Origin of the sequence: Glutamicibacter sp. 363, assembly GCF_052379505.1 — a bacterium.
Classification (GTDB): domain Bacteria; phylum Actinomycetota; class Actinomycetes; order Actinomycetales; family Micrococcaceae; genus Glutamicibacter.
In genome coordinates, this window is sequence record NZ_JBQSYR010000003.1 from 1 (window position 1) to 24,391 (window position 24,391).

23 protein-coding genes and 1 pseudogene are annotated in these 24,391 nt (G+C 66.0%); 11 read left to right on the forward strand and 13 right to left on the reverse strand.

Annotated features, from left to right (window positions below; translation table 11 throughout):
• Nucleotides 1-223, reverse strand: a pseudogene (locus ACT3UA_RS02515) (IS110 family transposase); the annotation flags it as partial.
• A 310-nt stretch (nucleotides 224-533) separates the two neighbouring features.
• The gene (locus tag ACT3UA_RS02520; RefSeq protein ID WP_444615443.1) at nucleotides 534-1,034 is read right to left on the reverse strand and encodes a hypothetical protein; all 501 of its coding nucleotides are present in this window, start codon (nucleotides 1,032-1,034) and stop codon (nucleotides 534-536) included.
• Between the two features lie 406 nt (nucleotides 1,035-1,440).
• Here ACT3UA_RS02520 and ACT3UA_RS02525 point away from each other — a divergent pair, with 406 nt between their 5' ends.
• A complete protein-coding gene (locus ACT3UA_RS02525) occupies nucleotides 1,441-1,920 on the forward strand; it encodes a DUF2568 domain-containing protein (RefSeq protein WP_444615445.1) in 480 nt (159 codons plus the stop codon).
• Nucleotides 1,921-1,989: 69 nt separating this feature from the next.
• On the opposite strand, the gene ACT3UA_RS02530 is transcribed toward ACT3UA_RS02525, so the two are convergent.
• The 6 genes from ACT3UA_RS02530 to aroA are packed head-to-tail and all read right to left on the reverse strand — an operon-like array spanning nucleotide 1,990 to nucleotide 6,653.
• Nucleotides 1,990-2,400, reverse strand: coding sequence for a fluoride efflux transporter FluC (locus tag ACT3UA_RS02530; protein ID WP_444615446.1), 411 nt, complete (start codon nucleotides 2,398-2,400; stop codon nucleotides 1,990-1,992).
• Nucleotides 2,397-2,789, reverse strand: a complete 393-nt coding sequence (locus ACT3UA_RS02535; RefSeq protein ID WP_444615447.1) for a FluC/FEX family fluoride channel — start codon at nucleotides 2,787-2,789, stop codon at nucleotides 2,397-2,399. Before ACT3UA_RS02535 ends, ACT3UA_RS02530 begins: the two co-directional genes overlap by 4 nt.
• On the reverse strand, nucleotides 2,786-3,409 hold the full coding sequence (locus tag ACT3UA_RS02540) for a metal-dependent transcriptional regulator (RefSeq protein WP_096283957.1): 624 nt from the start codon (nucleotides 3,407-3,409) through the stop codon (nucleotides 2,786-2,788). The genes ACT3UA_RS02535 and ACT3UA_RS02540 overlap by 4 nt, the downstream gene beginning before the upstream one ends.
• A gap of 2 nt (nucleotides 3,410-3,411) precedes the next feature.
• Nucleotides 3,412-4,206, reverse strand: coding sequence for an inositol monophosphatase family protein (locus ACT3UA_RS02545; RefSeq protein ID WP_444615448.1), 795 nt, complete (start codon nucleotides 4,204-4,206; stop codon nucleotides 3,412-3,414).
• A 12-nt stretch (nucleotides 4,207-4,218) separates the two neighbouring features.
• The gene (gene rsgA / locus ACT3UA_RS02550) at nucleotides 4,219-5,313 is read right to left on the reverse strand and encodes a ribosome small subunit-dependent GTPase A (protein WP_105554293.1); all 1,095 of its coding nucleotides are present in this window, start codon (nucleotides 5,311-5,313) and stop codon (nucleotides 4,219-4,221) included.
• Nucleotides 5,313-6,653, reverse strand: coding sequence for a 3-phosphoshikimate 1-carboxyvinyltransferase (aroA, locus tag ACT3UA_RS02555; protein ID WP_444615449.1), 1,341 nt, complete (start codon nucleotides 6,651-6,653; stop codon nucleotides 5,313-5,315). Before aroA ends, rsgA begins: the two co-directional genes overlap by 1 nt.
• Before the next feature lie 202 nt (nucleotides 6,654-6,855).
• Between aroA and ACT3UA_RS02560 the strand changes: the two genes are divergently transcribed.
• Both ACT3UA_RS02560 and rsrA read left to right on the forward strand, forming a co-directional pair.
• On the forward strand, nucleotides 6,856-7,506 hold the full coding sequence (locus ACT3UA_RS02560) for a sigma-70 family RNA polymerase sigma factor (protein ID WP_096284260.1): 651 nt from the start codon (nucleotides 6,856-6,858) through the stop codon (nucleotides 7,504-7,506).
• 2 nt (nucleotides 7,507-7,508) lie between these two features.
• Nucleotides 7,509-7,769 (forward strand): mycothiol system anti-sigma-R factor, encoded by a 261-nt coding sequence (gene rsrA, locus ACT3UA_RS02565; protein ID WP_096283949.1) that lies wholly within the window; start codon nucleotides 7,509-7,511, stop codon nucleotides 7,767-7,769.
• 109 nt (nucleotides 7,770-7,878) lie between these two features.
• On the opposite strand, the gene ACT3UA_RS02570 is transcribed toward rsrA, so the two are convergent.
• From ACT3UA_RS02570 to ACT3UA_RS02580, 3 genes are all read right to left on the reverse strand, one after another.
• Nucleotides 7,879-7,953: a 50S ribosomal protein bL37 gene (locus ACT3UA_RS02570; protein WP_374954809.1), complete on the reverse strand. Its 75-nt coding sequence runs from the start codon at nucleotides 7,951-7,953 to the stop codon at nucleotides 7,879-7,881.
• A gap of 121 nt (nucleotides 7,954-8,074) precedes the next feature.
• Complete coding sequence (locus ACT3UA_RS02575) at nucleotides 8,075-8,680, reverse strand: GDSL-type esterase/lipase family protein (RefSeq protein ID WP_096283947.1); 606 nt, start codon at nucleotides 8,678-8,680, stop codon at nucleotides 8,075-8,077.
• A gap of 165 nt (nucleotides 8,681-8,845) precedes the next feature.
• Complete coding sequence (locus tag ACT3UA_RS02580; protein WP_444615450.1) at nucleotides 8,846-12,604, reverse strand: multifunctional oxoglutarate decarboxylase/oxoglutarate dehydrogenase thiamine pyrophosphate-binding subunit/dihydrolipoyllysine-residue succinyltransferase subunit; 3,759 nt, start codon at nucleotides 12,602-12,604, stop codon at nucleotides 8,846-8,848.
• 431 nt (nucleotides 12,605-13,035) lie between these two features.
• Here ACT3UA_RS02580 and ACT3UA_RS02585 point away from each other — a divergent pair, with 431 nt between their 5' ends.
• The 4 genes from ACT3UA_RS02585 (at nucleotide 13,036) to ACT3UA_RS02600 (ending at nucleotide 17,223) form a co-directional block, all read left to right on the forward strand.
• The gene (locus ACT3UA_RS02585) at nucleotides 13,036-14,358 is read left to right on the forward strand and encodes a hemolysin family protein (protein ID WP_444615451.1); all 1,323 of its coding nucleotides are present in this window, start codon (nucleotides 13,036-13,038) and stop codon (nucleotides 14,356-14,358) included.
• Nucleotides 14,351-15,421, forward strand: a complete 1,071-nt coding sequence (locus ACT3UA_RS02590) for a hemolysin family protein (RefSeq protein WP_096283941.1) — start codon at nucleotides 14,351-14,353, stop codon at nucleotides 15,419-15,421. Before ACT3UA_RS02585 ends, ACT3UA_RS02590 begins: the two co-directional genes overlap by 8 nt.
• A gap of 103 nt (nucleotides 15,422-15,524) precedes the next feature.
• Complete coding sequence (locus ACT3UA_RS02595; protein ID WP_444615452.1) at nucleotides 15,525-16,358, forward strand: metal ABC transporter ATP-binding protein; 834 nt, start codon at nucleotides 15,525-15,527, stop codon at nucleotides 16,356-16,358.
• A 7-nt stretch (nucleotides 16,359-16,365) separates the two neighbouring features.
• Entirely contained in the window at nucleotides 16,366-17,223 is an 858-nt protein-coding gene (locus ACT3UA_RS02600) for a metal ABC transporter permease (RefSeq protein ID WP_096283937.1), read from the forward strand.
• Between the two features lie 83 nt (nucleotides 17,224-17,306).
• Here ACT3UA_RS02600 and ACT3UA_RS02605 read toward each other — a convergent pair whose 3' ends face one another.
• The gene (locus tag ACT3UA_RS02605; protein WP_444615453.1) at nucleotides 17,307-17,711 is read right to left on the reverse strand and encodes a Fur family transcriptional regulator; all 405 of its coding nucleotides are present in this window, start codon (nucleotides 17,709-17,711) and stop codon (nucleotides 17,307-17,309) included.
• 137 nt (nucleotides 17,712-17,848) lie between these two features.
• Here ACT3UA_RS02605 and ACT3UA_RS02610 point away from each other — a divergent pair, with 137 nt between their 5' ends.
• From ACT3UA_RS02610 to ACT3UA_RS02625, 4 genes are read left to right on the forward strand one after another with little or no spacing between them, the layout of a single operon-like run.
• Nucleotides 17,849-18,568 (forward strand): MBL fold metallo-hydrolase, encoded by a 720-nt coding sequence (locus tag ACT3UA_RS02610; protein WP_444615454.1) that lies wholly within the window; start codon nucleotides 17,849-17,851, stop codon nucleotides 18,566-18,568.
• Complete coding sequence (locus tag ACT3UA_RS02615) at nucleotides 18,565-19,398, forward strand: sulfurtransferase (RefSeq protein WP_444615455.1); 834 nt, start codon at nucleotides 18,565-18,567, stop codon at nucleotides 19,396-19,398. Before ACT3UA_RS02610 ends, ACT3UA_RS02615 begins: the two co-directional genes overlap by 4 nt.
• A 20-nt stretch (nucleotides 19,399-19,418) precedes the next feature.
• Nucleotides 19,419-19,847 (forward strand): HIT family protein, encoded by a 429-nt coding sequence (locus ACT3UA_RS02620; RefSeq protein ID WP_105554283.1) that lies wholly within the window; start codon nucleotides 19,419-19,421, stop codon nucleotides 19,845-19,847.
• 31 nt (nucleotides 19,848-19,878) lie between these two features.
• Entirely contained in the window at nucleotides 19,879-20,235 is a 357-nt protein-coding gene (locus tag ACT3UA_RS02625; protein ID WP_444615456.1) for a hypothetical protein, read from the forward strand.
• Here ACT3UA_RS02625 and hrpA read toward each other — a convergent pair.
• Nucleotides 20,232-24,173 carry an ATP-dependent RNA helicase HrpA gene (gene hrpA / locus ACT3UA_RS02630; protein WP_444615457.1) on the reverse strand — a complete coding sequence of 1,314 codons (3,942 nt, stop codon included), beginning with the start codon at nucleotides 24,171-24,173 and terminating at the stop codon, nucleotides 20,232-20,234. The two genes, ACT3UA_RS02625 and hrpA, sit on opposite strands and share 4 nt — an antisense overlap.
• Nucleotides 24,174-24,391 lie beyond the last annotated feature (218 nt).

Sequence of the window (24,391 nt, forward strand, 5' to 3'; positions counted from 1 at the left end):
ACGCTGCCCCCTCGATGACCCAGAGAGTGTCGGCGTCGGCGTTGGAGCGGCGAGCGACCCATTTGATGGCCCGATTGATACCGGCCGCGGTGGTCGGGAATGACTGCGTATCCAGTAACGCGCCGTTGGCGGCGTCGAGGATGGCGTAAACATGGTTGCGTGCGTGAGTGTCGACACCCACGACAAATGGGTGGCAATGAGAGACGATAGACAAAGCGGTCACCGTGCTTTTCCTCTTGAGATGGACTTGGTTGGTGGCCGTTATTGGCCGGTACCAGTCCGGGTAGGAATCACGACGGAACAGAACTGTGAGGGGTCACGCCCGTGAGGGCGGACAATCTTCTAATCAAGCTACCGTGGTGGGCCGGACGGGTACCGGCTGCCCACCCCCGCGAACGGACAAGTCGATTCAATGACACCGTGAGGGTCAGTCCCGTAAAGAGTCACATTCGAGGGGCGGAACGGCCAGTACCTATCCTGCCAGCCAGTCCCAGACCAGCTACAAACAAGCCTCACAGTTCCGTTAGTTTCTTTCAATACAGGCCCGGGACATCCTCGCGAAGAATGGTAACGCTATTGCTACCATCCTGCGTTGTCAACGTGACGCGTTGCAGCTCCGGCGACTCATATCCCACCCCCGACATCACGGCCTCGGCGTATGCATGCGCGGCTTGAAGGTTGACCCAGAAGGCGTCCTGGACGGTGATCACGAGTAAACCTGTCTCCGGTGATTCCCAGCCGATGGTTCCGTGCTGCGGAGTCCAGCCCTTGAAAGCCGCGAAACTTCGAGCTCCCTGACCATTGAGATACTGGTTTATTTTCTCGTCGGCCCATTTCTGCGGGTCCTCCGGCGTGGTGAGCTCATTGGCGTAGTAGCGCAGCTCGGTGGAATCGGTGCTAGCTTCGGGTCTCTTCTCGACGGCGGGCATCGTCCGCGGTCCCGGGGTTACTTCATATGCGGTGCAGCCGGCGAGGGACAAGGCAACTACCAAGGGGAGCGGAGCTAATTTCTTCACGAGTTCTTCAGTAGACATCGACACGAGTGTATCGGTCGGGGACGACAATTAGTGCCCGGAGTTGCAGTACCTTAACCAACTTCTCAGAGGTTTCGTGGGCAACGCATTCGGCCGACAATTCCTGCGATCAATATACCAGCGGATAGGGCGGACGAATACCGGTCACCTATGGACTGCAATCGCGCGGAACATAGCAGTGACCAGAGTGATGATCGTTGATTGCGCAACGTTTACAACACCGAAAACTCCTGTCGCCAGCAGTCGTCGAAACACCGCTTCCAGGGCCCCTGCCATGTGTGGTTAAGATAGGTAACAAGGAGCCTTGCGAGCGAGTCATGTCGCGGGGCTATGGTTTAGCACTTAGACTTAAACAGAACGGCCAAGCCGACGGCCAGATCGCTGAAACGGAGTGAGATCGAAAACGATGGGTAAAAACGGTTCCCAGCGGGTATCACCGGTAATTTCGGCACTCTATGCTGTGGCCGCATTCCTCCTCGAAGTTGGTTTGCTTTTCGCCGCTGCGCTGGCCGCCATTGCTTTCATTCCGTGGCCGACGATTCCATCGATCCTCGTGGTCGTAGTGCCGTTGTTGATCATCTGGGCGCTGTTCTTCTCGCCTAAGGCGAAGTTCCGGCTCCGCTTGCGCACACGCTTGATGCTCATTCATCTGTTCTACCTGGTCGGTGCCTACGTGCTCTGGCTGAGCGTGGATCATTCATTCACCGATCAATCGCAAATCTGGGCGATCGCGATGCTGTCGTTGACCGGCATTAGCGCAATCCTGATCCTGGCCACCGGCGGATACGTGGTTCCACATGACCGCGAGAAGCGCGGTCCGGCCACCCCGCCCCCTGTGCAGGATGCCAAGCGCAGCCAAAATCGTGGACGCCGCGCGGCACGCTAAGTTTTCACGGCTAGTAATGAGGGGCTCGGTCAACTGACCGGGCCCTTGCTCGTACCCGCCAGGCGAGGTTTAGACGTTCAGCAACCAGCCCAGCAGCCCGGCGATTCCGGCAAATACCAGCGTGCCTAACAGGAACATGATGGCGCGGGCGCGGTTTACCTCGTAGAGCAGGTGGAAGCCGACGAAGAGGGTGCTTGCAGTGGTCAGCGAACCGCAGAACCCGGCAGTCAGCAACCATAAACGGTCCGCGGCAGATAAGGTGCCAGCGAAGCTGTCCCGGGTGAGCTCTAGTCCGTGAGCGTGCGCATAGCCAAGGAAAAGGCCCAGCGCGAAGGTGCCGATGATGTTGGCGGTGAGGATTCCCAGCGGCCAGCCACGCCAGAGGCTGTGGGTATCGTCATGGGTGGCGGGAAGCGCTCGGTCAAGCAGGTATCGTCCCACCGCGCCTAGCGCCCCAGCCAGCAGCAAGAGTCCGATCATGGGCGGCCCTTGGATGCTGGTACCAGACGGAGCATCACTCGGTGGGTGGTGAAGACCGCGGCAAGGCACAGCGTGACGGTCAGGGCCAAATAGCCCAGGTAGCCGGTGGCGCTCATCGCGGTGAAGAGCAGCAGCACGGTGGACAGGGTGGTGAATGCGCCAAAGAAACCGGTACCGGCGGCCAGCTGGAGCAGCGGATTCAATGGCCTGCGGGCGCCGTAGGCGCTCAGCCCGGCCAGGGCGGTGCTGCCCAGCACATTGACCAGCAAGGTCGACGCGGCCCACTCGTTGGCTGGCAGGAGCATGTCCATCCCGACCCGGGCGTAGGCTCCGAGTGCGCCGCCAATTGCTACCGCAAAGAGCCGGTAGACGGTCTGCCTGCGGATCACAGTTCGCGAACCCAGATCAGCGATGCCGAGATGTAATCCAAGCCGTGCGGAATCTCGATAACCGCTCCGGGGACGAGTCCCAGGTCCTTGGCGCGGCGCAGGAATTCCGGGTCCTCGTCGCTGACCCGGCAGATGACCGCGCGCGGTCCGTCGAAGCGGTCCAGCCGTTGCGCATCGCGTGCTGCGAGCACACCGGCGGCCGAGGGAATTGCGTCTCCGTGCGGGTCTACCGCCGGGTGGCCCAGCCGTGCGTGCAGTGCGTCGATGAATCGGTCGGTGACGGTATGCTCGAGCTGTTCGGCCTCGTCGTGGACCTCATCCCAGCCATAGCCGAGCTCATCGCGCAGGAAGGTCTCCAGGATGCGGTGCCGGCGCACCATGCGCAGCGCTTCGCGCCGCCCGGTGGCGCGAAGCGAGATGGCCCCGCGCGGGATATGGTCCACCAGGTTCTTAGCCGCCAGCTTCTGCACCATCGCGGTGGCCGAGGCGGGGGATAGGCCCAGCTGGTCGGCCAGCGCACCGGTGCCGACCGGGGTCTCTTCCCACTCGGTGAGCAGGTACAGCGCCTTGAGGTAGTCTTCCTCGCTGGTGGTCAGCTTGCGCGGATCATATCCGGGCATGGCTAGCCGCGGTTCAGGTAGGGCAGGATCGCGTCGTGCAATTTCGCGTTGCTGGCCAGCGCATTGCCGTCGTGGCAGCCCTCTACGCCGGCGATGGAGGTGAAGCGGCCGCCGGCCTCGCGCACGACGGGGACCAGCGCGGCCATGTCGTAGAGTTCCAGTTCCGGTTCGAAGGCGGCGTCCACCGCGCCCTCGGCGACCAGCGCGTAGGACAGGAAGTCGCCGTAGCCGCGGGTGCGCCAGGCCGTCCCAAGCAGTTCGAGCAGGCCATCGAGCTTGCCGCGTTCCTTCCAGCCGTTCAGCGAGGCGTAGGACAGCGAGGCGTCGGGCAGTTCGGCCACCGCCGAGACCGCCAAGCGGCGTTGGCCTTCGCTGCCCGGCTCGGTGACGAATGCCCCCAGCCCGGTGGCCGCATGCCAGCGGCGGGATAGCGCCGGAGCGGAAACCACGCCGAGCACCGGCTCGTCGTCGATGAGCAGCGCGATCAGCGTCGCCCACACCGGCACGCGGCGCACGAAGTTCTTCGTCCCGTCGATCGGGTCGATGACCCAGCGCCGGGACCCGGTGCCGTGCACCCCGAATTCCTCGCCGAGCACCGAATCTTCGGGGCGGTGCGCGGCGAGCTCTGCGAGGATCAGTTCCTCGGCGCCGCGGTCCGCGTCGGAGACCGGGGTCATATCGGGTTTGGTTTCCACCCGCAGGTCGTTGGAACCGTAGCGGGCCAAGGTGAGCGCATCGACCTTATCGGCCATCGCCAAGGCGAATTCAAGGTCTTGCTGCAAGGTGTATTCGGCCATGGTGTGGTGGCGCTAGAGCGCGCCCAGCTCCTTCTCGTGCGTGGTGTCCTCGGTGGTGATCAGTCGGCGGTAGGAAGCCAGCCGGGAGGCGGCGGCCGGAGGCGTTTGCGGATCCTGCACCCAGGCTTCCAGCGCGCAGCCGGCGGCGTTGGCCTGGTGGTTGCAGCCGCGCGGGCAGCCGGTGGCGATATCTGCCAGCTCCTCGAAAGCGCCCAGGATATTGTCCGGATCCACCAGGCCCAGCCCGAAGGACCGGATGCCGGGGGTGTCGATCAGCCAGCCGCCGGCGGCCTCGCCCAGGCGCAGCGCCAGCGCATTCGATGAGGTGTGCCGGCCGCGGCCGGTCACCGAGTTCACCTGCCCGGTGGCACGGGTGGACCCGGTCAGCGCGTTGACCAGCGTGGACTTGCCCACCCCGGAATGGCCGAGCACCACCGAAACGCAGCCCGAGAGCAGTTCTTCGAGTTCCTCCAGCGCGCCGACCGCGAGCCGGGCGCTGGATCCGTCGGCACCGCGCGCATCCACGCCGGTGGCCTCATCCCCGGTGGTGCGCGAGATGACTACCGGCAGTGCCAGCCCCTCGTAGTGGCCCAGGAATTCGGCAGGGTCCTTCACATCGGCTTTGGTCACGCAGAGCACCGGCTGGATGCCCGCGTCATAGGCGGCCACCAGGGCGCGGTCCACGAAGCCGGTGCGCGGCTCGGGGTTGGCGGCGGCGACCACGATCACCAGCTTGTCGACATTCGCCACGACCACCCGCGCGGTCGCGTCGGTGTCATCGGCGCTGCGGCGCAGCAGCGTGGTGCGTTCCTCGATGCGCACCAGCCGTGCCAGGGTGTCCGGCTTGCCGCTGGTGTCGCCGACCAGCGCCACCAGATCCCCGGGCACCACCGCCTGGCGGCGCAGCTCGCGGGCGCGCGCGGCGACCACGATCCGCTCCTCGGGCGTGTCCTCGTCCAGGATCGCCGTGTAGCGGCCGCGGTCCACGGTGATGATGCGTCCGATGACCGCCTTCTCGTAGGCCGGGCGCTCCTTGGTGCGCGGGCGGGAGCCCTTCTTGTTGGGCCGGACCCGCACCGTGAAATCGTCGTATTCGCTGTAGCTCATCAGCCTGCCTGACCCGGTGCGCCGGGCGCTGCGGTGCCGGCCATCTGCGCCCAGAGCTGCGGGAAATCGGGCATGGTTTTTGCGGTGGTGGCGATGTTCTCCACGCGCACCCCGTCGATGGCCAGACCCAGCAGCGCGCCGGCGGTGGCCATCCGGTGATCCTCATAGCTGTGCAGATCCGCCGCCTGCAGCGCCCCGGGTTCGATGCGCAGCCCATCCTCGGTGGCGCGCACCCGGGCGCCCACCTTGGACAGCTCGGTTTCCAGCGCGGCGAGCCGGTCGGTTTCGTGGCCGCGCAGATGCCCGATGCCGTGCAGCGTACTCGGCGCATCGGCCAGCACGCACAGCGCCGCCAGGGTGGGAGCCAGCTCGGAGGCGTCCGCGTAGTCGATCCCGTGGATGGTTCCGGAACCGCGCACCGAGAGCACCCCGTCCGCGGAGCGCGAGACCTCGGCGCCCATGGCGCTAAGGATCTGCACCCATTTGCCCCCGACCTGGGTGGTGTTTTCGGGCCAGAAAGGCACCCGTACGGTGCCCGCGGTGGCCAGCGCCGCGGCCAGGAACGGTCCGGCATTGGACAGGTCGGGTTCCACGGTGACGGTGAAGCCGGCGATGGCGCCGGGGGCGATCTGCCAGCCGCGCCCGTCGGCGTCTTCCGAGACCGCAACGCCTAGCTCGCGCAGCGTGGCCACGGTCATCAGGATGTGGTCGGGGCTGGCGATATGCCCTGCGGCGGCCCGCAGGTGCAGCCCGCCGGGCAGCGCATGCCCGATGAGCAGCATCGCGGAAATGAATTGGGAGCTGGCCGAAGCGTCGATGGTGACCGATTCGCGCGCGGCCACCGCGGAGGCATCCATGGTGAAGGGCAGCATGGAGGGCTGTGCGTGGAAATCGAATTCGACGCCGAGCGCGGCCAGCGCGTCGAGCACCGGGGCCATCGGGCGCACCCGGGCGGCGGGGTCCCCGTCAAAGTGGACCTTCGCCCCGGTGACTGCCGCCAGTGCGGGCACAAAGCGCATCACGGTGCCGGCCAACCCGCAGTCCACGCGCGGGGTTTCGGCGCCCGCGGGGCCACCGGGGGTGAGCACCACCGTGGTGGAGCCGTCCTCCTGCGCGGTTCGCTGAACGCGCACGCCGAACTGCTCCAGAGCACGCAGCATCAGTTCCGTATCGCGGCTGATCAGCGTGTTGTGGATCGTGGAGGGTGAATCTGCCAGCGCGGCCAACACCAGATACCGGTTGGTCAAGGATTTCGACGCCGGAACGCTCACCGTCGCATCCAGCGCGCCGGAGGCAAAAGGTGCCTCCCACCAGTTCAGCTCGCTTCCATGAGTGCTCACAGAGATAATCGCACTTCCTTCAAATCAGCCGTCGGACTCTTGGCACAATTCTAGCCGAGAGCGTGGCGGGAATATCCGCATAGCTACCGCGGTTGAGATAAGTGTGACGACGATTGAAGACATTCAGACGCAGCAGACGGCTTGCCCCGGTGTGAGCCGCACCCTGTCCAGCCATCGGGCCAAGCGCGTAGACTCTGTGGTGATGACTGATAACACCGTGGACACGGACTTGCCCGATGTGAGCAAGGAGACCGATCAACAACGTCGCGAGCGCTTCGAACGCGATGCGCTGGGCTATGTCGACCAGCTGTACTCGGCGGCGCTGCGCATGGCGCGCAACCCGTCGGACGCCGAAGATTTGGTGCAGGAGGCCTTCACGAAGGCCTACTCGGCATTCCATCAGTACAAGCCCGGCACGAATCTGAAGGCTTGGCTGTACCGGATTCTGACGAACACCTACATCAACCTGTACCGCAAGCGGCAGCGCGAGCCGCAACGCACCTCCACCGACACGGTCGAGGACTGGCAGATGGCCGCCGCGATGGAGCATTCCTCCACCGGGTTGCGCTCCGCCGAGGCCGAGGCCTTGGACCACCTGCCGGACTCCGATGTGAAGGCTGCGCTGCAGTCCATCGGCGAGGACTTCAGGATGGCTGTCTACTTCGTGGACGTCGAGGGCTTCAGCTACAAGGAAGCGGCCGAAATCCTCGGGGTGCCGATCGGCACGGTGATGTCCCGGCTGCATCGCGGACGCAAGTCGTTGCGTGAACTACTCGCAGATTATGCAGCCGACCGCGGCATCAAGCCGGCGGAGAGCAAAACCAAGGCCACAGCGAAGAAAGCAGAGAAGTAGCGATGGACTGTAACTCATTGGGGGATTGCGCCGATGACCGCATGGTGCGCATCTATGAATACCTGGACGGCGCGTTGACGCTGAATGACCTCAAAGACGTCAAGGCACACCTGGATCACTGCCCGGAATGCACCGAGCAGTACGACCTGGAATGCATTATCCGTTCGGTGGTGCGCCGCAGCTGCCAGGAGCATGCCCCGCAGCAGCTGAAGGCGAATATCATCACGCGTATTTCGCAGATTCGGATCGAATCCGGACACTGATTGTCGCGCTTTTGCCGCCGGCGCGAGGCGCAGGCGGCCAAGGGCATAAGAAAAACCCCGTATCCTTCGAAAACTTCGAATGCTACGGGGTTCTTTTTACTCGCATCGCTTAGCTGTTTGGGCGCTTGCCATGGTTGGCACCGCCACGCTTGCGATCTTTACGCTTACGCGAACGCTTCGACATGGTGACTCCTTTGCGCGATCAATATTTCTCTTCCCGATCTCCCGGGTCGGCTAGTAGTCTTTCACACCTTGATGTGATTTCCCTAACCAGAGGCATGGGCCGCGATCTGCTGCCCGACGGCTTAGCTGGCGTCGGGTTCGGGCAACTCCAGCCAGGAGTACCAGCCGCGGTGCAGCACCAGCCACGCCATCAGCCCATAGCCGGCCTGTCCGGGCACTCCGCCGGAAGCCGTCAGGTCGCTGCGCCACTGCGAGTGCGCCCGCAAGGGCGTGAAGGTGTCGATGTAGTGGTGGTTGCGGCGCAGGGCCACATCCGAATAGACCCGGTTCAGTTCCGCGACGCGTTCGTTGCGTGCATCATCCAAGCCCGGGGCCGGGCCGACGAGCAAGGCCTTGATGCTCATCTGCGAGGCCGAGTCGAGAATGTTTGCCAGGTTCAGCCGGCTGCGCGCGGTGGTCAGCCCGAGGTCGACGTCGCGATCGGAGAGCGCGATGACCAGACGGTTTTCCACCTGATCGCCGAAACGGCGGGAGGCTTCCCCCATCCAGCGTTCGGCCAGGGCCTCGGAACCTTCGGCGGGGCTGGCGAGCACGAAGGACTGCAAACGCAATGCCGGGTCCTGGGTCCGAGCCATCACGCGGCCAAACCAGCCCAGCGCACGCGGGTCACCATGTCCTGCAAGTAGCTCATCGCCGATGGCGGTGATGCGGATGGTGCGAAACTCCAACTTGGCGACCTTTCGTTGGGAAATCTGAATCTTCGTCAACCTTAGCAGTGTTGACTTGCCGGATCGGGGAGGACAAAGCGGGTTAAATGCCACAGCCGGCGAACCCGGCTCCGTGATGACGGGGTCGGGTTCGCCGGCTGTGCGCCGTTGAACCGAGCGTGTCGGCTAGCGGGCGAAGGCCTGCTTCAGCAGCACCGCGGCTTCGGCATCGTGGCGCTTGGCGGTACCGGCAGAGGTCGCGGCCGAGGCCGGACGCGAGACCAGGGTGACCTTCTTCTCCAGCTCCGGGGCGACGTACAGGCCGAAGAACGGCCATGGGCCCTGGTTGGCTGGTTCGTCCTGAACCCACGAAACCGTGGCGTTCGGGTACTTGGCCAGCTCGGCAGCGATCTGCTCGGCCGGAGCCGGGTAGAGCTGCTCGACGCGGACGATCGCGACCTTCTCATCCTGCGCCTTGGTGCGCGCGGCGAGCAGATCGTAGTACAGGCGACCGGAAACCAGCAGCACCTTCTCCACGGCCTCCGCATTGGCGATCGACTTGTCGCCGATGACCTCCTGGAAGCCGCCGGTGGTGAAGTCCTCCACCGAGGTGGCCGCGGCCTTCAGGCGCAGCAGCTGCTTCGGGGTGAAGACGATCAGCGGCTTGCGTGGCCGGGCGTAGGCCTGGCGGCGCAGCAGGTGGAAGTGGTTGGCACCGTTCGAAGGCTGGGCGACCACCATGTTGTTCTCCGCGCACATCTGCAAGAAGCGTTCGATGCGCGCCGAGGAGTGGTCCGGGCCCTGGCCTTCGTAGCCGTGCGGCAGCAGCATCACCAGGGAGGTGGACTGCGACCACTTCTGCTCGGCCGAGGAGATGAACTCGTCGATCACGGTCTGCGCGCCGTTGACGAAGTCGCCGAACTGCGCTTCCCACAAGACCAATGCATTCGGGCGTTCCACCGAGTAGCCGTATTCGAAGCCGAGGGCCGCGTATTCGGAAAGCAGCGAGTCGTAGATCCACAGCGGTGCCTGGTCATCGCTCAGGTGGTGCAGCGGGTACCACTCGTTGTCGTTCTCGCGGTCGTGGAAGACCGAGTGGCGCTGCACGAAGGTGCCGCGGCGCGAGTCCTGGCCTGCCAGGCGAACCGGCACGCCTTCCATGGACAGCGAGCCGAGGGCCGCCAGCTCGGCGAAGCCCCAGTCGATGCCGCCTTCGCGGGACATCTTCTCGCGGCGTTCGAGCAGTGCCTTGAGCTTGGTGTGCATGGTGAAGTCTTCGGGCACCGCCAGGTGGGCCGCGCCGATCTTCGCCAGCGTCTGCTCGCTGATCGCCGAACCGCGGGCGCCATCGACGGTGTTCTCGTCGGCGGCCTGCGCGAAAGGCTTCTCCAGGTCGTTGATGGTCGAACCCGGGGTGATGATCGGGATCGGGGAGGTCTGGGCGGCATGCGTCTCGGAGAAGATGCGCTCCAGATTCTCCTTGTATTCGGCCAGCACGTTTTCGGCTTCTTCCTGCGTGATGTCACCGCGGCCGACCAGGGCCTCGGTGTACAGCTTGCGGGTGGAGCGCTTCGCTTCGATCAGGTTGTACATGATCGGCTGGGTCATCGAGGGATCGTCGCCCTCGTTGTGGCCGCGGCGGCGGTAGCAGATGAGGTCGATGACCACGTCCTTGCCGAACTTCTGGCGGTACTCGAAGGCCATCTGGCCCACGTGCACCACTGCCTCCGGGTCATCCCCGTTGACGTGGAAGATCGGTGCCTGCACGGTGCGTGCCACATCGGTGGCGTACACCGAAGAGCGCGAAGAACTCGGAGCGGTGGTGAAGCCGATCTGGTTGTTCACGATCACGTGCACGGTGCCGCCGGTCTTGTAGCCCGGCAGCTGGCTCATCGCGAGCACCTCGGAGACGACGCCCTGGCCGGCGAAGGCCGCGTCGCCGTGCACCAGGATCGGCAGCACGTTGTTCTTCGAGCCCATGCGGTCCAGCTTCGCGCGGGTGATGCCCTCGAGCACCGGATCCACGGCTTCCAGGTGCGATGGGTTGGCCGCCAGATAGACCTTGGTGGCGTTGCCGGCGTCCGAGGTGTAGGAACCCTCGGTGCCCAGGTGGTACTTCACATCGCCCGAACCCTGGACGGAGCCCGGGGTTGCGGTGCCCTCGAATTCGCGGAAGACCTGCGCGTAGGTCTTGCCGGCGATGTTGGTCAGCACGTTCAGCCGGCCGCGGTGCGCCATGCCGATCGCGACCTCGTCCAGCTGCTCGTCGGCCGCGTCGGAAATGATCGCATCGAGCAATGGAATCAGCGATTCACCGCCCTCCAGGGAGAAGCGCTTCTGGCCGACGAACTTGGTCTGCAAGAAGGTTTCGAAGGCCTCGGCGGCGTTCAGCTTGGAGAGGATGCGCAGCTGTTCGTCGCGGGTCGGCTTCGCGTAGCCGGACTCCAGCTTCGCCTGGAACCACTCGCGTTCTTCCGGGTTCTGCAGGTGCATGTACTCGGTGCCGGTGGTGCGGCAGTAGGCGTCGCGCAGGATGCCCAGCACGTCGCGCAGCAGCGCGCGGTTCTTGCCGCCCAGTCCGCCGGCAACCCATTCGCGATCCAGATCCCACAGGGTCAGCCCATAGGTCTGGATGTCCAGGTCCGGGTGCTTGCGCTGGATGTATTCCAGCGGGTTGGTATCGGCCATCAGGTGGCCGCGCACGCGGTAGGAGTTGATCAGGTGCTGGATGCGGGCGACCTTGTTGACCGCCAGGTCGACGTCGACCTGGTTGTCGATGGCCCAGCGCACCGGCTCGTAAGGGATGCGCAGCTGCTCGAAGATCTCATCGTAGAAGCCCTGCTCGCCGAGCAGCAGCGCCTCGACCAGCTTCAGGAATTCGCCCGAACCGGCACCCTGGATGACGCGGTGGTCATAGGTGGAGGTCAGCGTGATGTGCTTGCCGATGCCCAGGGACGCGACGGTCTTCTCGGATGATCCGCGGTACTCGGCCGGGTATTCCAGCGCGCCGACGCCGATGATCGCGGCCTGGCCCTTGGACAGGCGCGGCACCGAGTGCACGGTGCCGATGCCGCCGGGGTTGGTCAGCGACACGGTGGTGCCGGAGTAGTCGTCGGCGGTCAGCTTGTTATTGCGGGCGCGCTTGATCAGGTCTTCGTAGGTGGCCCAGAACTCGTTGAAGCTCAGGGTCTCGGCGACCTTGATATTCGGGACCGCGAGCATGCGCGAGCCGTCCGGCTTTGGCATGTCGATCGCGATGCCGAAGTTCACGTGGGCCGGCTGGACGGCGGTCGGCTTCTTGTCGATCACGTCGTAGGTGACGTTCATCGACGGGATCTGCTTCAGCGCGCGAATCACGGCGAAGCCGATCAGGTGGGTGAAGGAGATCTTGCCGCCGCGGGCGCGCTTGAGGTGGTTGTTGATGACGATGCGGTTATCGATCATCACCTTGGCCGGAACCGCGCGCACGGTGGTGGCGGTCGGCACGGTGAGCGAAGCATCCATATTGGTTGCGATGGCCTTCATTGGCCCGCGCAACGGGGTGCGCTTCTCCTCGCCGTACAGCTCGGTGGAAGGCGTAGCCTTCGGAGCCTGGGCCGGAATCGGAGCAGTCTTCGGCGCTGCTTCCTTTGCTGCTGGTTCGGCTTTGGCCGCGGCTGGCGCGGGAGCCGATTCGGTGCTGCGCGCCTCGGCCGCGGCGCGTGGCGCGCCCTGGCCGTTGGCTGCAGGAGCAGGTTTCGCCGCTGCCGCCGGCGGCGCGCTCGGCGCGGCCTTGGCCGCTGGTGCTGCCGGTGCGTTGTTTTCGGTGGTGAGGGACTCGAAAATGTCCCACCATTTCTTATCGACCGAGTTCTTATCGACGAGATACTGCTGGTACAGCTCGTCTACTAGCCACTCGTTTCCACCAAACTCTTCAGTAAGTCGGTGGTGTGCTTGCTCTGGCACGTGCAACGCCTCTTCCCTGATTTCTACGTTGTTCTAGCTTGAGCCGGTGGTAGCCCGAGGACGTGAATAATGGCCACCGATACTCACAAGATTTCTAGACCTGCGCCCCAGTCTAGTGACTTTTCCAAGGGATTTGCCACGAGTCGTCAGGAATCTCACGAAAGTGGCGCTTAACACTGCCCATTTAGCTTGTTTCCCGTGCCGCTGGTCGTGCGTGCGTGGCTATTGTGCGCGAAGCAGGATCATTGGATAGAATGAGTCGCACTATGGAATCTCATTCTCCTAGCCGGACCGCCGCCCGCGGGCGCAGTGCCGGCCACCTTTGCCATCGTCCCGAAGGCTCCGCCTCCCAATTGGAGCCTTCTAGTTGCCGCTTACGGCAAATTAGACGCAACTTAACCCATCCAGCCCCGGGGCGTGGTTAGCCGCCCATGGAATGGATCTACATACTTTTCGGCCTGCTGCTGATTCTGGGCACCGGCTTCTTCGTGGCCGTGGAATTCTCCCTCGTTGCCCTCGATAAAAGCACCGTTCAACAGGCCATCGATCGCGGCGAACGCGGTTCCAAAGCTCTTTTGCAGTGCCTGACCTCGCTCTCCACCCAGCTTTCCAGCTGCCAGCTGGGCATCACCCTGACCACCCTGCTCACCGGCTATGTGCTCGAACCGGCGATGAGCAAGCTCCTGGCCCCGGTGCTCGAGAACCTCGGCGTGGTGGGAGCCAGCTCCAAGGCGATCTCGGTGGTCATCTCCATGGTGATCGCCACGCTGCTCTCGATGCTGATCGGCGAGCTGGTGCCCAAGAACCTGGCCATCGCGAAGGCCATGGCCGTGGGCAAGGCGCTGGCCCGCCCGCAGCTGATCTTCACCGCCATCTTCAAGCCCGCCATTGTGCTGCTCAACGGCTTTTCGAACTCGGTGCTGCGCAAATTCTTCGGGCTGGAGGCCAAGGAAGAAATTTCGGCCGCCCGCAGCGCCCAGGAGCTCGCCTCGCTGGTGCGCCGTTCGGCGGAACTCGGCACGCTGGACATCCAAACCGCGCGCTTCGTGGAATCGACCATCGAATTCTCCGAACGCACCGCGGCCGATGTGATGACCCCACGCACCTCGATGTCCACCATCGAGTCCGAGGCGGCACTATCCGAACTGATCCTGATGAGCGCGGACACCGGGTTCTCCCGGTTCCCGGTCACCGAGGGATCGAGCGATGACATCCAGGGCATCTGCCATGTCAAGGCCGTGGTCTCGGTGCCGCGCGAACGCCGCGCGGCGCTGCAGGTCGGCGAATTTGCGCGCGATGCGCTCTACGTGCCGGAAACCATCCACCTAGACGTGCTGCTCGAGCAGCTGCGCGCCGCGGAATTCCAGGTGGCCATCGTGATGGACGAGTACGGCGGAACCGCCGGGCTGGTCACCCTGGAAGATCTGGTCGAAGAGATCGTCGGAGAGGTCTCCGATGAGCACGACGAGGACGAGGAAGAGGCGGTCACCCAGCCGGACGGCAAGTGGCTGTTCCCCGGCATGTACCGCCCGGACCAGGTCAACGAACACTTCGCGAGCGATATCATCGCCGACGATTCGGCCTACGACACCATCGGCGGGTTCATGCTCTCCGAGCTGGGGCGTTTGGCCGAACTGAACGATGCGGTGCAAACCGAGGCGGGAATTTTCACGGTGACCGAGCTCGATGGCCGCCGGATCGCCCAGGTGCGCTTCGAACCTGCCACGCACACCAAGGAGGAGACCAATGAGTGACTTCATCGGGCTGGCCTGGCTGGTCGTGCTGCTGGCGGTCAATGCGTTTTTCGTCGCCGGCGAATTTGCGGTGATGTCCGCGCGCCGCTCGCAGATCGAGCCGCTGGCCGACGAGGGAAATAAGCGGGCGAAGATCGCGCTGTATGCGATGGAGCACGTCTCGATCATGCTCGCGGTCTGCCAGCTGGGCATCACCGTCTGCTCGCTGCTGATCCTGAACATCTCCGAACCGGCGCTGCACCACCTGCTGGAGGTGCCGATGACGGCGCTGGGCATGCCGGAGCAGATCGCGGACACCGCCGCCTTCCTCATCGCGCTGGTGCTGGTGACCTTCCTGCACGTGACCTTCGGCGAGATGGTGCCGAAGAACATCTCGGTCTCCGTCGCCGACAAGGCGGTGCTGGTGCTTGCCATGCCGCTGGTGGGCGTGGCCAAGGTGCTCAAGCCGATCATCTCGATGCTCAACGGCGCGGCGAACCTGTTCCTGAAGCTCTTCGGCGTCGAGCCGCAGGATGAGGTGACCAGTTCCTACACCGCAGCGGAGGTCCGCTCGATCATCGACACCTCCTCCCAGGAGGGCACGCTGCGCAACGAGCATGCGCTGCGGCTGACCAAGGCGCTGGAATTCTCCACCGTCACGGCCGCCTCCTGCATGGTTCAGGTCGATGACCTGTTCACCCTGGAGTGGGGGCAGACCACCGCGCGCGAATTCGAGAAGAAGGTCGGCAAGACCGGCTACTCGCGCATGCTGATCACCCGCGACGAGGTGCCGGTGGGCTACTGGCATGTCAAGGACGTGATGCTGATCGACGACGCGCACTCCACCGCGCCGCTGCGCGACCTGCCGCTGCACCCGCTGGGCGTGGTCAAGCAGGACGCGGAAATCGAGGAGGCGCTGGAGAGCATGCGCCAGGAGGGCAACCACCTCTCGGCCGTGGTCGACGAGGCGGGGCACACCATCGGCGTGCTGTTCCTGGAGGACATCATCGAGGTGCTGGTCGGCGAGATCAGCGACTCGACGCAGAAGCGCCACGCTCCACCGAGCAAGGCGAACGGCAATTAGTCTCACAGCCAAACGCGTAATGCGAACCAGTCGCAACTGGTAGGATTGACTGCGGCACCGCTTCAGCGGTGCCGCAGTCTTCTTTAAGCGCGAAAGCCGGTTCATGAGCACATCCCCGATTGTCACCTTCGACGCCGCACGCCTGGCCTTCGGGTCCCGGGTGCTGTGGGAGGGGCTGGACTTGCAAGTGCAGCCCGGGGAGTTCTTGGCGGTGCTCGGGCCCAACGGCTCGGGCAAAACCAGCTTCATCAACACCATGCTCGGCACCACGGCCCTGAATGCCGGTACCGTGTCCATCGCCGGGGACCCGGTGCGCCGCGGCTCGGAGCTGGTGGGCCTGATCCCGCAGCAACGCCCCTTCGGCGACAACGTGCCCCTGCGCGCCCGCGACCTGGTGGCCCTGGGCGTGGACGGCAACCGCCCCGGCATCCGGCTGGCCCGCCGAAAGGTTCACGCGAAGGTGGACGAACTGCTCGAGCTGGTCGGCGCGCAGGACTACGCGCACCGCCCGGTCTCCGATCTTTCCGGCGGCGAACAGCAGCGCCTGCGCGCCGCGCAGGCGCTCGCAGGGGATCCGCGCGTGCTGCTCTGCGACGAGCCGCTGCTCTCCCTGGACCTGCACCACCAGCAGGCGATCAGCGAGGTGATCCACCGCCAGGCCGTGCAGCACGGGGCCGCGGTCATCTTCGTCACCCACGAGATCAACCCGATCCTGCCCTATGTGGACCGGGTGCTCTATCTGGCCGAGGGCAAATTCCACCTGGGCAGCGTCGACGAGGTGATGCAATCCGAGGTGCTGAGCGCGCTCTATGGCGCCCCGGTGCAGGTATTGCGCGTGAACGGGCGGATCGTGGTGGTCAGCGGCGACGGAAACCGGGCGCTGCCGCCGGATGGGCATGAGCACCCCGAAGACCACGAACTAGAGACCGGAAGGTAGGCGCGCGATGAATTTCGCAGACTTCCTGGAGCGCACGCTGAATTTCGAGGACTACGCGCAGCTGCTGCCGCTGGTGACCAACTCGCTGATCGCCGGGGCGGCGCTGGGCATCGTCGGCGGGCTGATCGGCATCTTCATCATGATGCGCGATATGGCCTTCGCGGTGCACGGCATCGCCGAGCTCTCCTTCGCCGGGGCGGCCTTCGCGCTGCTCATCGGCGTGGATGTGGTCACCGGCTCGGTGTTCGGCTCGCTGGTCGCGGCGCTGGTGCTCGGCGTGCTGGGTACCCGGGCCAAGGACCGCAACTCCATCACCGGGGTGCTGATGCCCTTCGGCCTGGGACTCGGGATCCTGTTCCTCTCGCTCTACGAGGGGCGCAGCGCCAATAAGTTCGGCCTGCTCACCGGGCAGATCGTCGCGGTGGACGATGTGCAGCTTTCCGGCATGCTGGCGCTATGCGCGGTGGTGGTGCTCGCGCTGCTGGTCGTCTGGCGGCCGCTGACCTTCGCCTCGGTGGACCCGGTGCTGGCCAACGCCCGCGGGGTGCGCACCGGCGGGCTGTCGATAATCTTCATGGTGATCCTCGCCCTGGCGGTGGCCGTGGCCATCCAGGTGGTGGGCGCGCTGCTGGTGCTGGCGCTGCTGATCACCCCGGCCGCCGCGGCCCTGCGGATCAGCTCCAACCCGGGGCTCACGGTGTTCCTGGCGATTCTCTTCGCCGAGATTTCGGTGCTCGGCGGGATCCTGCTGGCGCTGGCCGGCTCGCTGCCGATCAGCCCGTATGTGACCACCATATCCTTCGTGATCTACCTGGTCTGCCGGGGGATCGAGGCGCTGCGTTCCCCGCGCAAGCACCTGGTCTAGTCCACCGGCCCGCTCGGCGCAGCGCGAAGGCCGCCCACCGTAAATGGCGGGCGGCCTTCGCATTTGGGGTTCGATGGAGCCGTTCAGCTGGCCTTGCGGCGGCACTCTTCGCAGAGCCCGTAGATTTCCACGGTGTGCTCCGGGTCGGTGAAGCCGTTTTCCTCCGCGACGCGCGCGGCCCAGCGCTCCACCGCCGGGGCGAGCACCTCCACGGTCTTCGAGCACACCCGGCAGACCAAGTGGTGGTGGTGCACCTCGGTGAGGCACTGGCGGAAGCGCGCCTCGCCGTCGCCGCTGCGCAGCACATCCACCAGCCCGTCGTCGGCCATGGACTGCAGGAGCCGGTAGACGGTGGCCAGCGAGACCTTCTTCTGCGTATCCACCAGCCAGCGGTGCAGTTCCTGGGCGGTCGCAAAATCATCGACCTCGCCCAGGGCCTCGGCCACCGCGAGCCGCTGCTTGGTGACGCGGGTTTCTGGCTGCACCATCGACTTGCACCATTCCTTCTGAAAAGCTGTTGCGGGCGAAACGCGTTCGGCCCCGTTCCACCCAATTTTAGCCAACTTTTCGGCCGAGTGCGTGTCAGTGGCTGGCCGAGGGCGCGCCGTCGGCCTAGGCTGAAGCTATGCGCATCACATTACGCGGGCATTCCTGCTTGGAAGTCACCACCATCGACGGTTCGCTGCTGCTGGATCCGGGCAGCTTTTCGCAGCTTCAGGGGGCCTTCGCCGGTGTCAGCGCCGTGCTGCTCACCCACCAGCACCCCGACCATGCGGACCAGCGCCAGATCCTCGCCGCGGTGCAGGACAGCTCGCTGCTGCGCGTGTATGCCCCCGAGGCGCTGGCCCAGATCCTGCGCGAGCAGCTGCCGGCGCCCAAGCGGGCGCAGATTCTCACGGTGGCCGCGGGGGAGGACTTCGTGGTCGGCGGCATCCGGGTGCGCACCTTCGGCGGAACCCACGCCAGAATCCACGGCTCGATCGAGCTGGTGGCCAACGTCGGCTACCTGCTGGGCGACGAGCAGCTCTTCCACCCGGGGGACAGCTACCAGGTGCCGATCGGGATCCGCCCGCAGGTATTGCTGCTGCCGCTGATGGCCCCGTGGGCGAGGATCGGGCAGACCATGGACTTCGCCACCGCGCTGAACGCGCCGGTCTGGGTGCCGATCCACGACGGGCTGCTCAACGAACGCGGGCTGAACCTCTTCGACACCATGCTCGGCGCCCGCGCCGAAGCCACCGGCAGCGTGCTGCGCCGGCTGGAGGCCGGCACCACCCACCTGCTCGACGAGCTGGCCGAAGGCAGCGGGCAGAATTCCGGAACACCGGCGGGAGACCGAAAATGAAACCGCTGATCAGCGCCGGAGAACTCACCGCCAGGCTAGCCGATGAAAGCCTGGTGCTGCTCGATGTGCGCTGGGTGCTCGGCCGCAAGGACGGGCAGGAGCACTACGCCTCCGGGCATATCCCCGGCGCGGTGTTCGTCGAGCTGGAGACCGAGCTTTCGGGGGCGGCCGGAGCGCATACCGGCCGCCACCCGCTGCCCGACCCGGCCGACTTCGAGGCGGCCGCGCGCCGCTGGGGGATCGGAGGGGATTCCTTCGTAGTCGCCTACGACGATTCCGGGGCGCTGGCCGCCGCCCGCGCCTGGTGGCTGCTGCGCCATGCCGGCTTTGAGAACGTGGCCGTGCTCGACGGCGGGCTGGATGCGTGGAAGGAACGCGGCGGCCACCTGGCCACCGGGATCGAGACCAGGGAGCCGTCGGAGGTGGCGCTGAGCTGGGGCGGGATGCCGGTGCTCGAATACCAGGAGCTGACCAGCTACTCCGGCACGCTCATCGACTCGCGCGCCACCGCCCGCTACCTGGGCATCCAGGAGCCGATCGACCCGGTAGCCGGGCATATCCCCGGGGCGCGCAACCGGCCGACCACCGACAACCTCGACGCGCAGGCCAGATTCTTTTCCGCCGAGCGGCTCGCGGCGGCCTTCGCCAAAATCGCGCCGGAGAACCTTCCGCTGGCGGCCTATTGCGGCTCCGGGGTCACCGCCGCGCACCAGGTGCTCGCCGCCGAGCACGCGGGCCGCACGGCCGCCCTCTACCCGGGCAGCTGGTCGCAATACTGCTCCTACCCGCAGTCTCCGATCGCCACGAGCGATGAACAACACCGTCACTAACCGAGCCGAGAAAGGCCGCCATGAGCACGCTCTTCACCAAAATTATCGACGGCGAGATCCCCGGACGCTTCATCTGGTCCGATGAGAGCTGCGTCGCGTTCCTGTCCATCGGACCGCTGACCGACGGGCACACCCTGGTGGTCCCGCGCGCGGAGATCGACGAATTCACCGACGCCGACGAGGCGCTGCTCAGCCACCTGAACCTGGTGGCCGCGAAGATCGGCCGCGCGCAGAAACGCGCCTTCAACGCGCAGCGCGCCGGGCTGATGATCGCCGGTTTTGAGGTGCCGCACCTGCACGTGCATGTATGGCCGACGAACTCGCTGGCCGATTTCGACCTGTCCAACGCGATGCTGAACCCGGAGGCGGCACGCATGGACGCGAGCGCGGCCAAGCTGCGTGCGGCCCTGCGCGAAGACGGGCACAGCGAATTTGTGCCCGCCGATTGAGCCTGCGCGGTTCATCCGCTACCAGTCGCTGGTGCCCAATCAACGCGGGGTGCACCCCGGCATTTTCGCGCTGGTCAACAAGCTGGGCGCACAGGGGGAACTGAGCCCGGCCGAGCACGCGCGCTGGCGGGCCGGAAACGACTGGTACAACGCGGCCTACCCGAATCCGAGCCTCAGCGACCCGCAGGTCTACGACCGGGCGCTCAACCCGGGCGCGGCCGCCTGGTTCAAGCACGGCGCCGTGCACCTGCTGGCGCGCGTGGAGCCCTACCTGCTGCTGCTCGATGCGCACCAGATCCGTTGGGAACGGCTGGAAACTGCCGATCCGGGCCGCATCGTCTACGAGGACCCGGTGCAGGTGATCGCCGCCGGCGGGCCCCGCGGCTAGAGCGCCGCGAGCCCGTCCTTGATGGCCTTGCGGATGCGCTTCTCGCTGACCGAATAGGCGGTGCCCAGCTCCTGGGCGAACAGCGAGATGCGCATCTCCTCGAGCATCCACTTCACCTCGCGCAGCCCGGCCGGGGTGCGCGCGCCCTCCGGCACCCGCCCCAGCGCGCCGTCGTAGTCGTCCTCCAGCTTCTGGATCACCGTCAGCGACTGCCCGTCGCGGGTGACCGCCCCGGAATTGAGCTTCACCAACCGCGATTCGATGCCCGCCAGGTAGCGCGGCAGGCGCATCAGGTGCGCGGCCCCGGTGGCGGCGATGAACCCGGGGTAGATCAGCTGCTCCAGCTGCGAGCGGATGTCGCTGACCGCGGCGTACATCGCCAGCGACTTGGTGGACTTCAGCGCATTCGCCACCCGGGTCGCGGCGCCGAACACCTGGGAGATCACCGAGGTGATCGAGAAGACCGTGTCGATCTGCTCGGCGCGCACGGTTTCGAAGAGCTTCTCGTAGCCCGCCTCATCCATCGGTAGCGCCTCGGGCACCAGCTTGTCCACCGCGGCCATGGTGCAGTCGGCGATCAGCTCGTCGATCGACCCGTGCGGGTTCTGGCTGAACGCCAGCCGCTCGGCATTGCTCAGGTGCCCGATGACGAACTTCGCCGCCGGGGGCAGGCGCAGCATCAGCAGCCGGATGATCCCGGCCCGGTGCGCGGCATCGCGTTCGGCCGCGGTGCGGTAGACGCTCAGCGCCGCATCCTTGCCGGCGTCGTGCAGCCCCGGATAGGCGGTGATCTCCTGGCCCATCACCGTGGTGGTGACCTGGGCCGGCAGCGCGTTCCCGGCCGTGTGCAGCTTCGGCCAGCCGGTCAGCCCGCGCTGGTCCCACTGCCCGGAGCCGGGCGCCGACTTCGGAGCCTTGGCCGGCGGGGTGCCCTTGGATCCCTTCGCGCCCTTGGCCTGCGCCGGGGCCGCGGCGCGCACGGTGGCGGGGGAGTTGACCTGGCTGGACAGCGCGGCCCGGTTCGCCGCGGCCAGCTTGTACTGCAGGGCGGCGAGGTCATCGCCGTGCCCCAGCGGCTTGCCCGCGGCGTCCACCACCTCGAAGCCGAAGCGCAGGTGCGCGGGCAGCGCGGAGAAGTCGAAGATCGCCGGGTCCACCACGATGCCGCGCAGCCGGCGCAGCACCAGTGCCAGGGAGTCGGCGAGGTCGTCGCTGCCCGGATCGAAGTCCGCGTCGAGCATGGCCAGCGCCTGGCCTGCCACATCCGGGGCGGGCACGAAGTTCTTGCGGATCGCCTTGGGCATGGAGCGGATCAGCGCGGTGAGCAGCTCGTGGCGCAGCCCCGGGATCAGCCAGGCGAAGCGCGCCGGATCGAGCTGGTTGAGGAACACCACCGGCACCTGCAGGCTCACCCCGTCCCCTTCGGCGTCGGCGGCGGCCGGGTTGTACTCGTAGCTCAGCGGCAGCGCGATGGACCCGTGGGACCAGGTGCGCGGGAACGCGGTCTCATCGAGCTGCTGTGCGTCGCCGGCGAGCACCGCGGCCGGATCGAAGTCCAGCAGGCCCGGATCCTTGGCCGCCGCGCGTTTGAACCAGCGGTCGAAGTGCCGCTCGGAGACGACCTCTTCGCCCAGCCGCGCATCGTAGAAGTCGAACAGGTCTTCGTCGGAGATGCGCAGATCGTGGCGGCGCATCCGGGTTTCGAGCTCCTCCACCTCGGCGAGCACCGCCCGGTTGCGCTCGAAGAACTTGTGGTGGGTGCGCCAGTCGCCCTCCACCAGCGCGTGCCGGATGAACAGCTCGCGGGCCAGCGGCTTATCCACCCGCCAGTAGTGCATGCGGCGCTTGAGCACGATCGGCAGCCCGAAGAGCGTGACCTTCTCGTAGCCCATCACCGAGCCCATTTTCTTGGACCAATGCGGCTCGGAGTAGCTGCGCTTGAGCAGATTCGGGGCGAGCTCCTCCACCCAGGCGGGGTCGATGACCGCCGCGGTGCGCGCCCAGAGCCGGGAGGTCTCCACCAGCTCGGCGGCCATCACCCAGGTCGGGGACTTCTTGAACAGCGCGGAGCCGGGGAAAATCGAAAAGCGCCCGCCGCGCGCGCCCTGGTAGTCGCGTTTGCGCTCGTCATAGAGCCCGATATGCCCCAGCAGCCCGGAGAGCAGTGACTTGTGCACCGCATCCTCGTTGGCCGCCGGGTCCACCGGGGCCGCGGCGACGGTGATGTCCAGCGACTTGGACAGTTGGCGCAGCTGGGTGAACAGGTCCTGCCATTCGCGCACCCGCAGGTAGTTGATGTGCTCGGCCTTGCACAGCCGGCGGAAGGCGGAGGAGGACAGCTCCTTCTGCTGCTCCTGCAGGTAGGCCCAAAGATTCAGCAGCCCGATGAAGTCGGACTTCTCGTCGGCGAAGCGCTTATGCAGTTCGGCGGCGCGTTCGCGCTGCCCGGTGTCCTCGCTGGGCCGCTCGCGCGGGTCCTGGATGCTCAGCGCGGCGGCGAGCACCATCAGTTCCTTCGCCACGCCGCGCTCCGCGGACTCCAGGATCATCCGGCCCAGGCGCACATCCAGCGGCAGTTGGGCGAGCTTGCGGCCGATCTGCGTGACCTGGGCGCGCTTGTCTTCGCCCAGCGCGCCCAGTTCGCGCAGCAGATTCACCCCGTCGGAGATCGCCCGCGCGTCCGGCGGCTGCACAAAGCCGAAGTCGGCCACGTCGGCGGCGGTGGCCACCACGCCCATGGAGATCATCTGCAGGATCACGCTGGCCAGCGAGGTGCGCAGGATCTCGGGGTCGGTGAATTCCGGGCGCGCGGCGTAGTCCTCTTCGGAATACAGCCGGATCGCGATGCCCTCCGAGACGCGCCCGCAGCGGCCCGAACGCTGGTTCGCGCTGGCCTGCGAGACCCGCTCGATGGGCAGGCGCTGGACCTTGGTGCGGTGCGAATAGCGCGAAATGCGCGCGGTGCCGGTGTCGATCACGTACTTGATGCCCGGCACGGTCAGCGAGGTTTCGGCCACGTTGGTGGCCAGGATCAGCCGCGGCGCGGACCCCGGATGGAAGACCCGGTGCTGTTCGGCCAGCGAGAGCCGGGCGAACAGCGGCAGCACCTCGTAGCGCGGCAGCCGCTTGTTGCCGGCCACCATCGCGCGCAGGGCGTCGGCGGCGTCGCGGATCTCGCGCTCCCCGGAGAAGAAGATCAGGATGTCTCCGGGCTCCTCGGCGGACAGCTCGCGCACCGCGTCGGTCACCGCATCCAGCGGGTCGCGCTCCTCTTCCAGCGCGTTCGCATCCGCCTCGTCCGGCTCTTCACCGCCGGCCTCCAGCGGCCGGTAGCGGATCTCCACCGGGAAGGTGCGCCCGGAGACCTCGAGGATCGGCGCGGGCACCAGCGCACCTGCAGCGTCCCGGGTGCCGAAGTGCGCGGCGAAGCGTTCGGGGTCGATGGTTGCGGAGGTGATGATGATCTTCAGCTCCGGGCGCTGGACCATGATCTGCTTGAGGTAGCCGAGCAGGAAGTCGATGTTCAGGCTGCGCTCGTGCGCCTCGTCGATGATGATCGCCGAGTACTTCTTCAGCAGCCGGTCGCGCTGGATTTCGGCGAGCAGGATGCCGTCGGTCATCACCTTCAGCTTCGTGTTGCGCGAGACCTCCCCGGTGAAGCGCACATGGAAGCCCACCTCGTCGCCGATGCTCGTGCCCAGCTCCTCGGCGATGCGCTCGGCCACGGTGCGCGCGGCCAGCCGGCGCGGCTGGGTGTGCCCGATCATGCCGTGCTTGGCCAACCCGAGCTCGAGCAGCATCTTGGGCAGCTGGGTGGTCTTGCCGGACCCCGTTTCACCGGCGATGATCACCACCTGGTTCTTGCGCACCGCATCGAGGATGTCGGCGCGGCGGGCGGAAACGGGAAGGGCTTCGGGATAAGAAATGGTGAGGGCCATGATGAGCCCATTCTATTCCGGCCAGACAGCTGCCGGCAGACACCGCGACTCACCACGCCCGCGGGGGCGCAAAACCGGCCACGCGCCGGCAAAATCCCTTGATTTGCGTCACAGCATGGCGATGTCAATTTTTTAATCCGTCCACCGAAAGGCCGGCAGCCTCTCGCCCCCGAATACGGATGTGCGCCCGAGAGCACGCCAAATGCCCACTTGTGTCC

What these genes read in the sequence shown, in the direction of transcription:
- ACT3UA_RS02620 (WP_105554283.1), top strand. Translation starts at nt 19,419, where the DNA reads ATGAGCACGCTCTTCACCAAAATTATCGACGGCGAGATCCCCGGACGC.
- ACT3UA_RS02610 (WP_444615454.1), top strand. Translation starts at nt 17,849, where the DNA reads ATGCGCATCACATTACGCGGGCATTCCTGCTTGGAAGTCACCACCATC.
- ACT3UA_RS02545 (WP_444615448.1), bottom strand. Translation starts at nt 4,206, where the DNA reads ATGGCCGAATACACCTTGCAGCAAGACCTTGAATTCGCCTTGGCGATG.
- hrpA (WP_444615457.1), bottom strand. Translation starts at nt 24,173, where the DNA reads ATGGCCCTCACCATTTCTTATCCCGAAGCCCTTCCCGTTTCCGCCCGC.
- ACT3UA_RS02605 (WP_444615453.1), bottom strand. Translation starts at nt 17,711, where the DNA reads ATGGTGCAGCCAGAAACCCGCGTCACCAAGCAGCGGCTCGCGGTGGCC.
- ACT3UA_RS02600 (WP_096283937.1), top strand. Translation starts at nt 16,366, where the DNA reads ATGAATTTCGCAGACTTCCTGGAGCGCACGCTGAATTTCGAGGACTAC.
- ACT3UA_RS02540 (WP_096283957.1), bottom strand. Translation starts at nt 3,409, where the DNA reads ATGCCCGGATATGATCCGCGCAAGCTGACCACCAGCGAGGAAGACTAC.
- ACT3UA_RS02590 (WP_096283941.1), top strand. Translation starts at nt 14,351, where the DNA reads ATGAGTGACTTCATCGGGCTGGCCTGGCTGGTCGTGCTGCTGGCGGTC.
- ACT3UA_RS02520 (WP_444615443.1), bottom strand. Translation starts at nt 1,034, where the DNA reads ATGTCTACTGAAGAACTCGTGAAGAAATTAGCTCCGCTCCCCTTGGTA.
- ACT3UA_RS02525 (WP_444615445.1), top strand. Translation starts at nt 1,441, where the DNA reads ATGGGTAAAAACGGTTCCCAGCGGGTATCACCGGTAATTTCGGCACTC.
- ACT3UA_RS02595 (WP_444615452.1), top strand. Translation starts at nt 15,525, where the DNA reads ATGAGCACATCCCCGATTGTCACCTTCGACGCCGCACGCCTGGCCTTC.
- ACT3UA_RS02560 (WP_096284260.1), top strand. Translation starts at nt 6,856, where the DNA reads ATGACTGATAACACCGTGGACACGGACTTGCCCGATGTGAGCAAGGAG.
- ACT3UA_RS02530 (WP_444615446.1), bottom strand. Translation starts at nt 2,400, where the DNA reads ATGATCGGACTCTTGCTGCTGGCTGGGGCGCTAGGCGCGGTGGGACGA.
- rsrA (WP_096283949.1), top strand. Translation starts at nt 7,509, where the DNA reads ATGGACTGTAACTCATTGGGGGATTGCGCCGATGACCGCATGGTGCGC.
- rsgA (WP_105554293.1), bottom strand. Translation starts at nt 5,313, where the DNA reads ATGAGCTACAGCGAATACGACGATTTCACGGTGCGGGTCCGGCCCAAC.
- ACT3UA_RS02615 (WP_444615455.1), top strand. Translation starts at nt 18,565, where the DNA reads ATGAAACCGCTGATCAGCGCCGGAGAACTCACCGCCAGGCTAGCCGAT.
- ACT3UA_RS02585 (WP_444615451.1), top strand. Translation starts at nt 13,036, where the DNA reads ATGGAATGGATCTACATACTTTTCGGCCTGCTGCTGATTCTGGGCACC.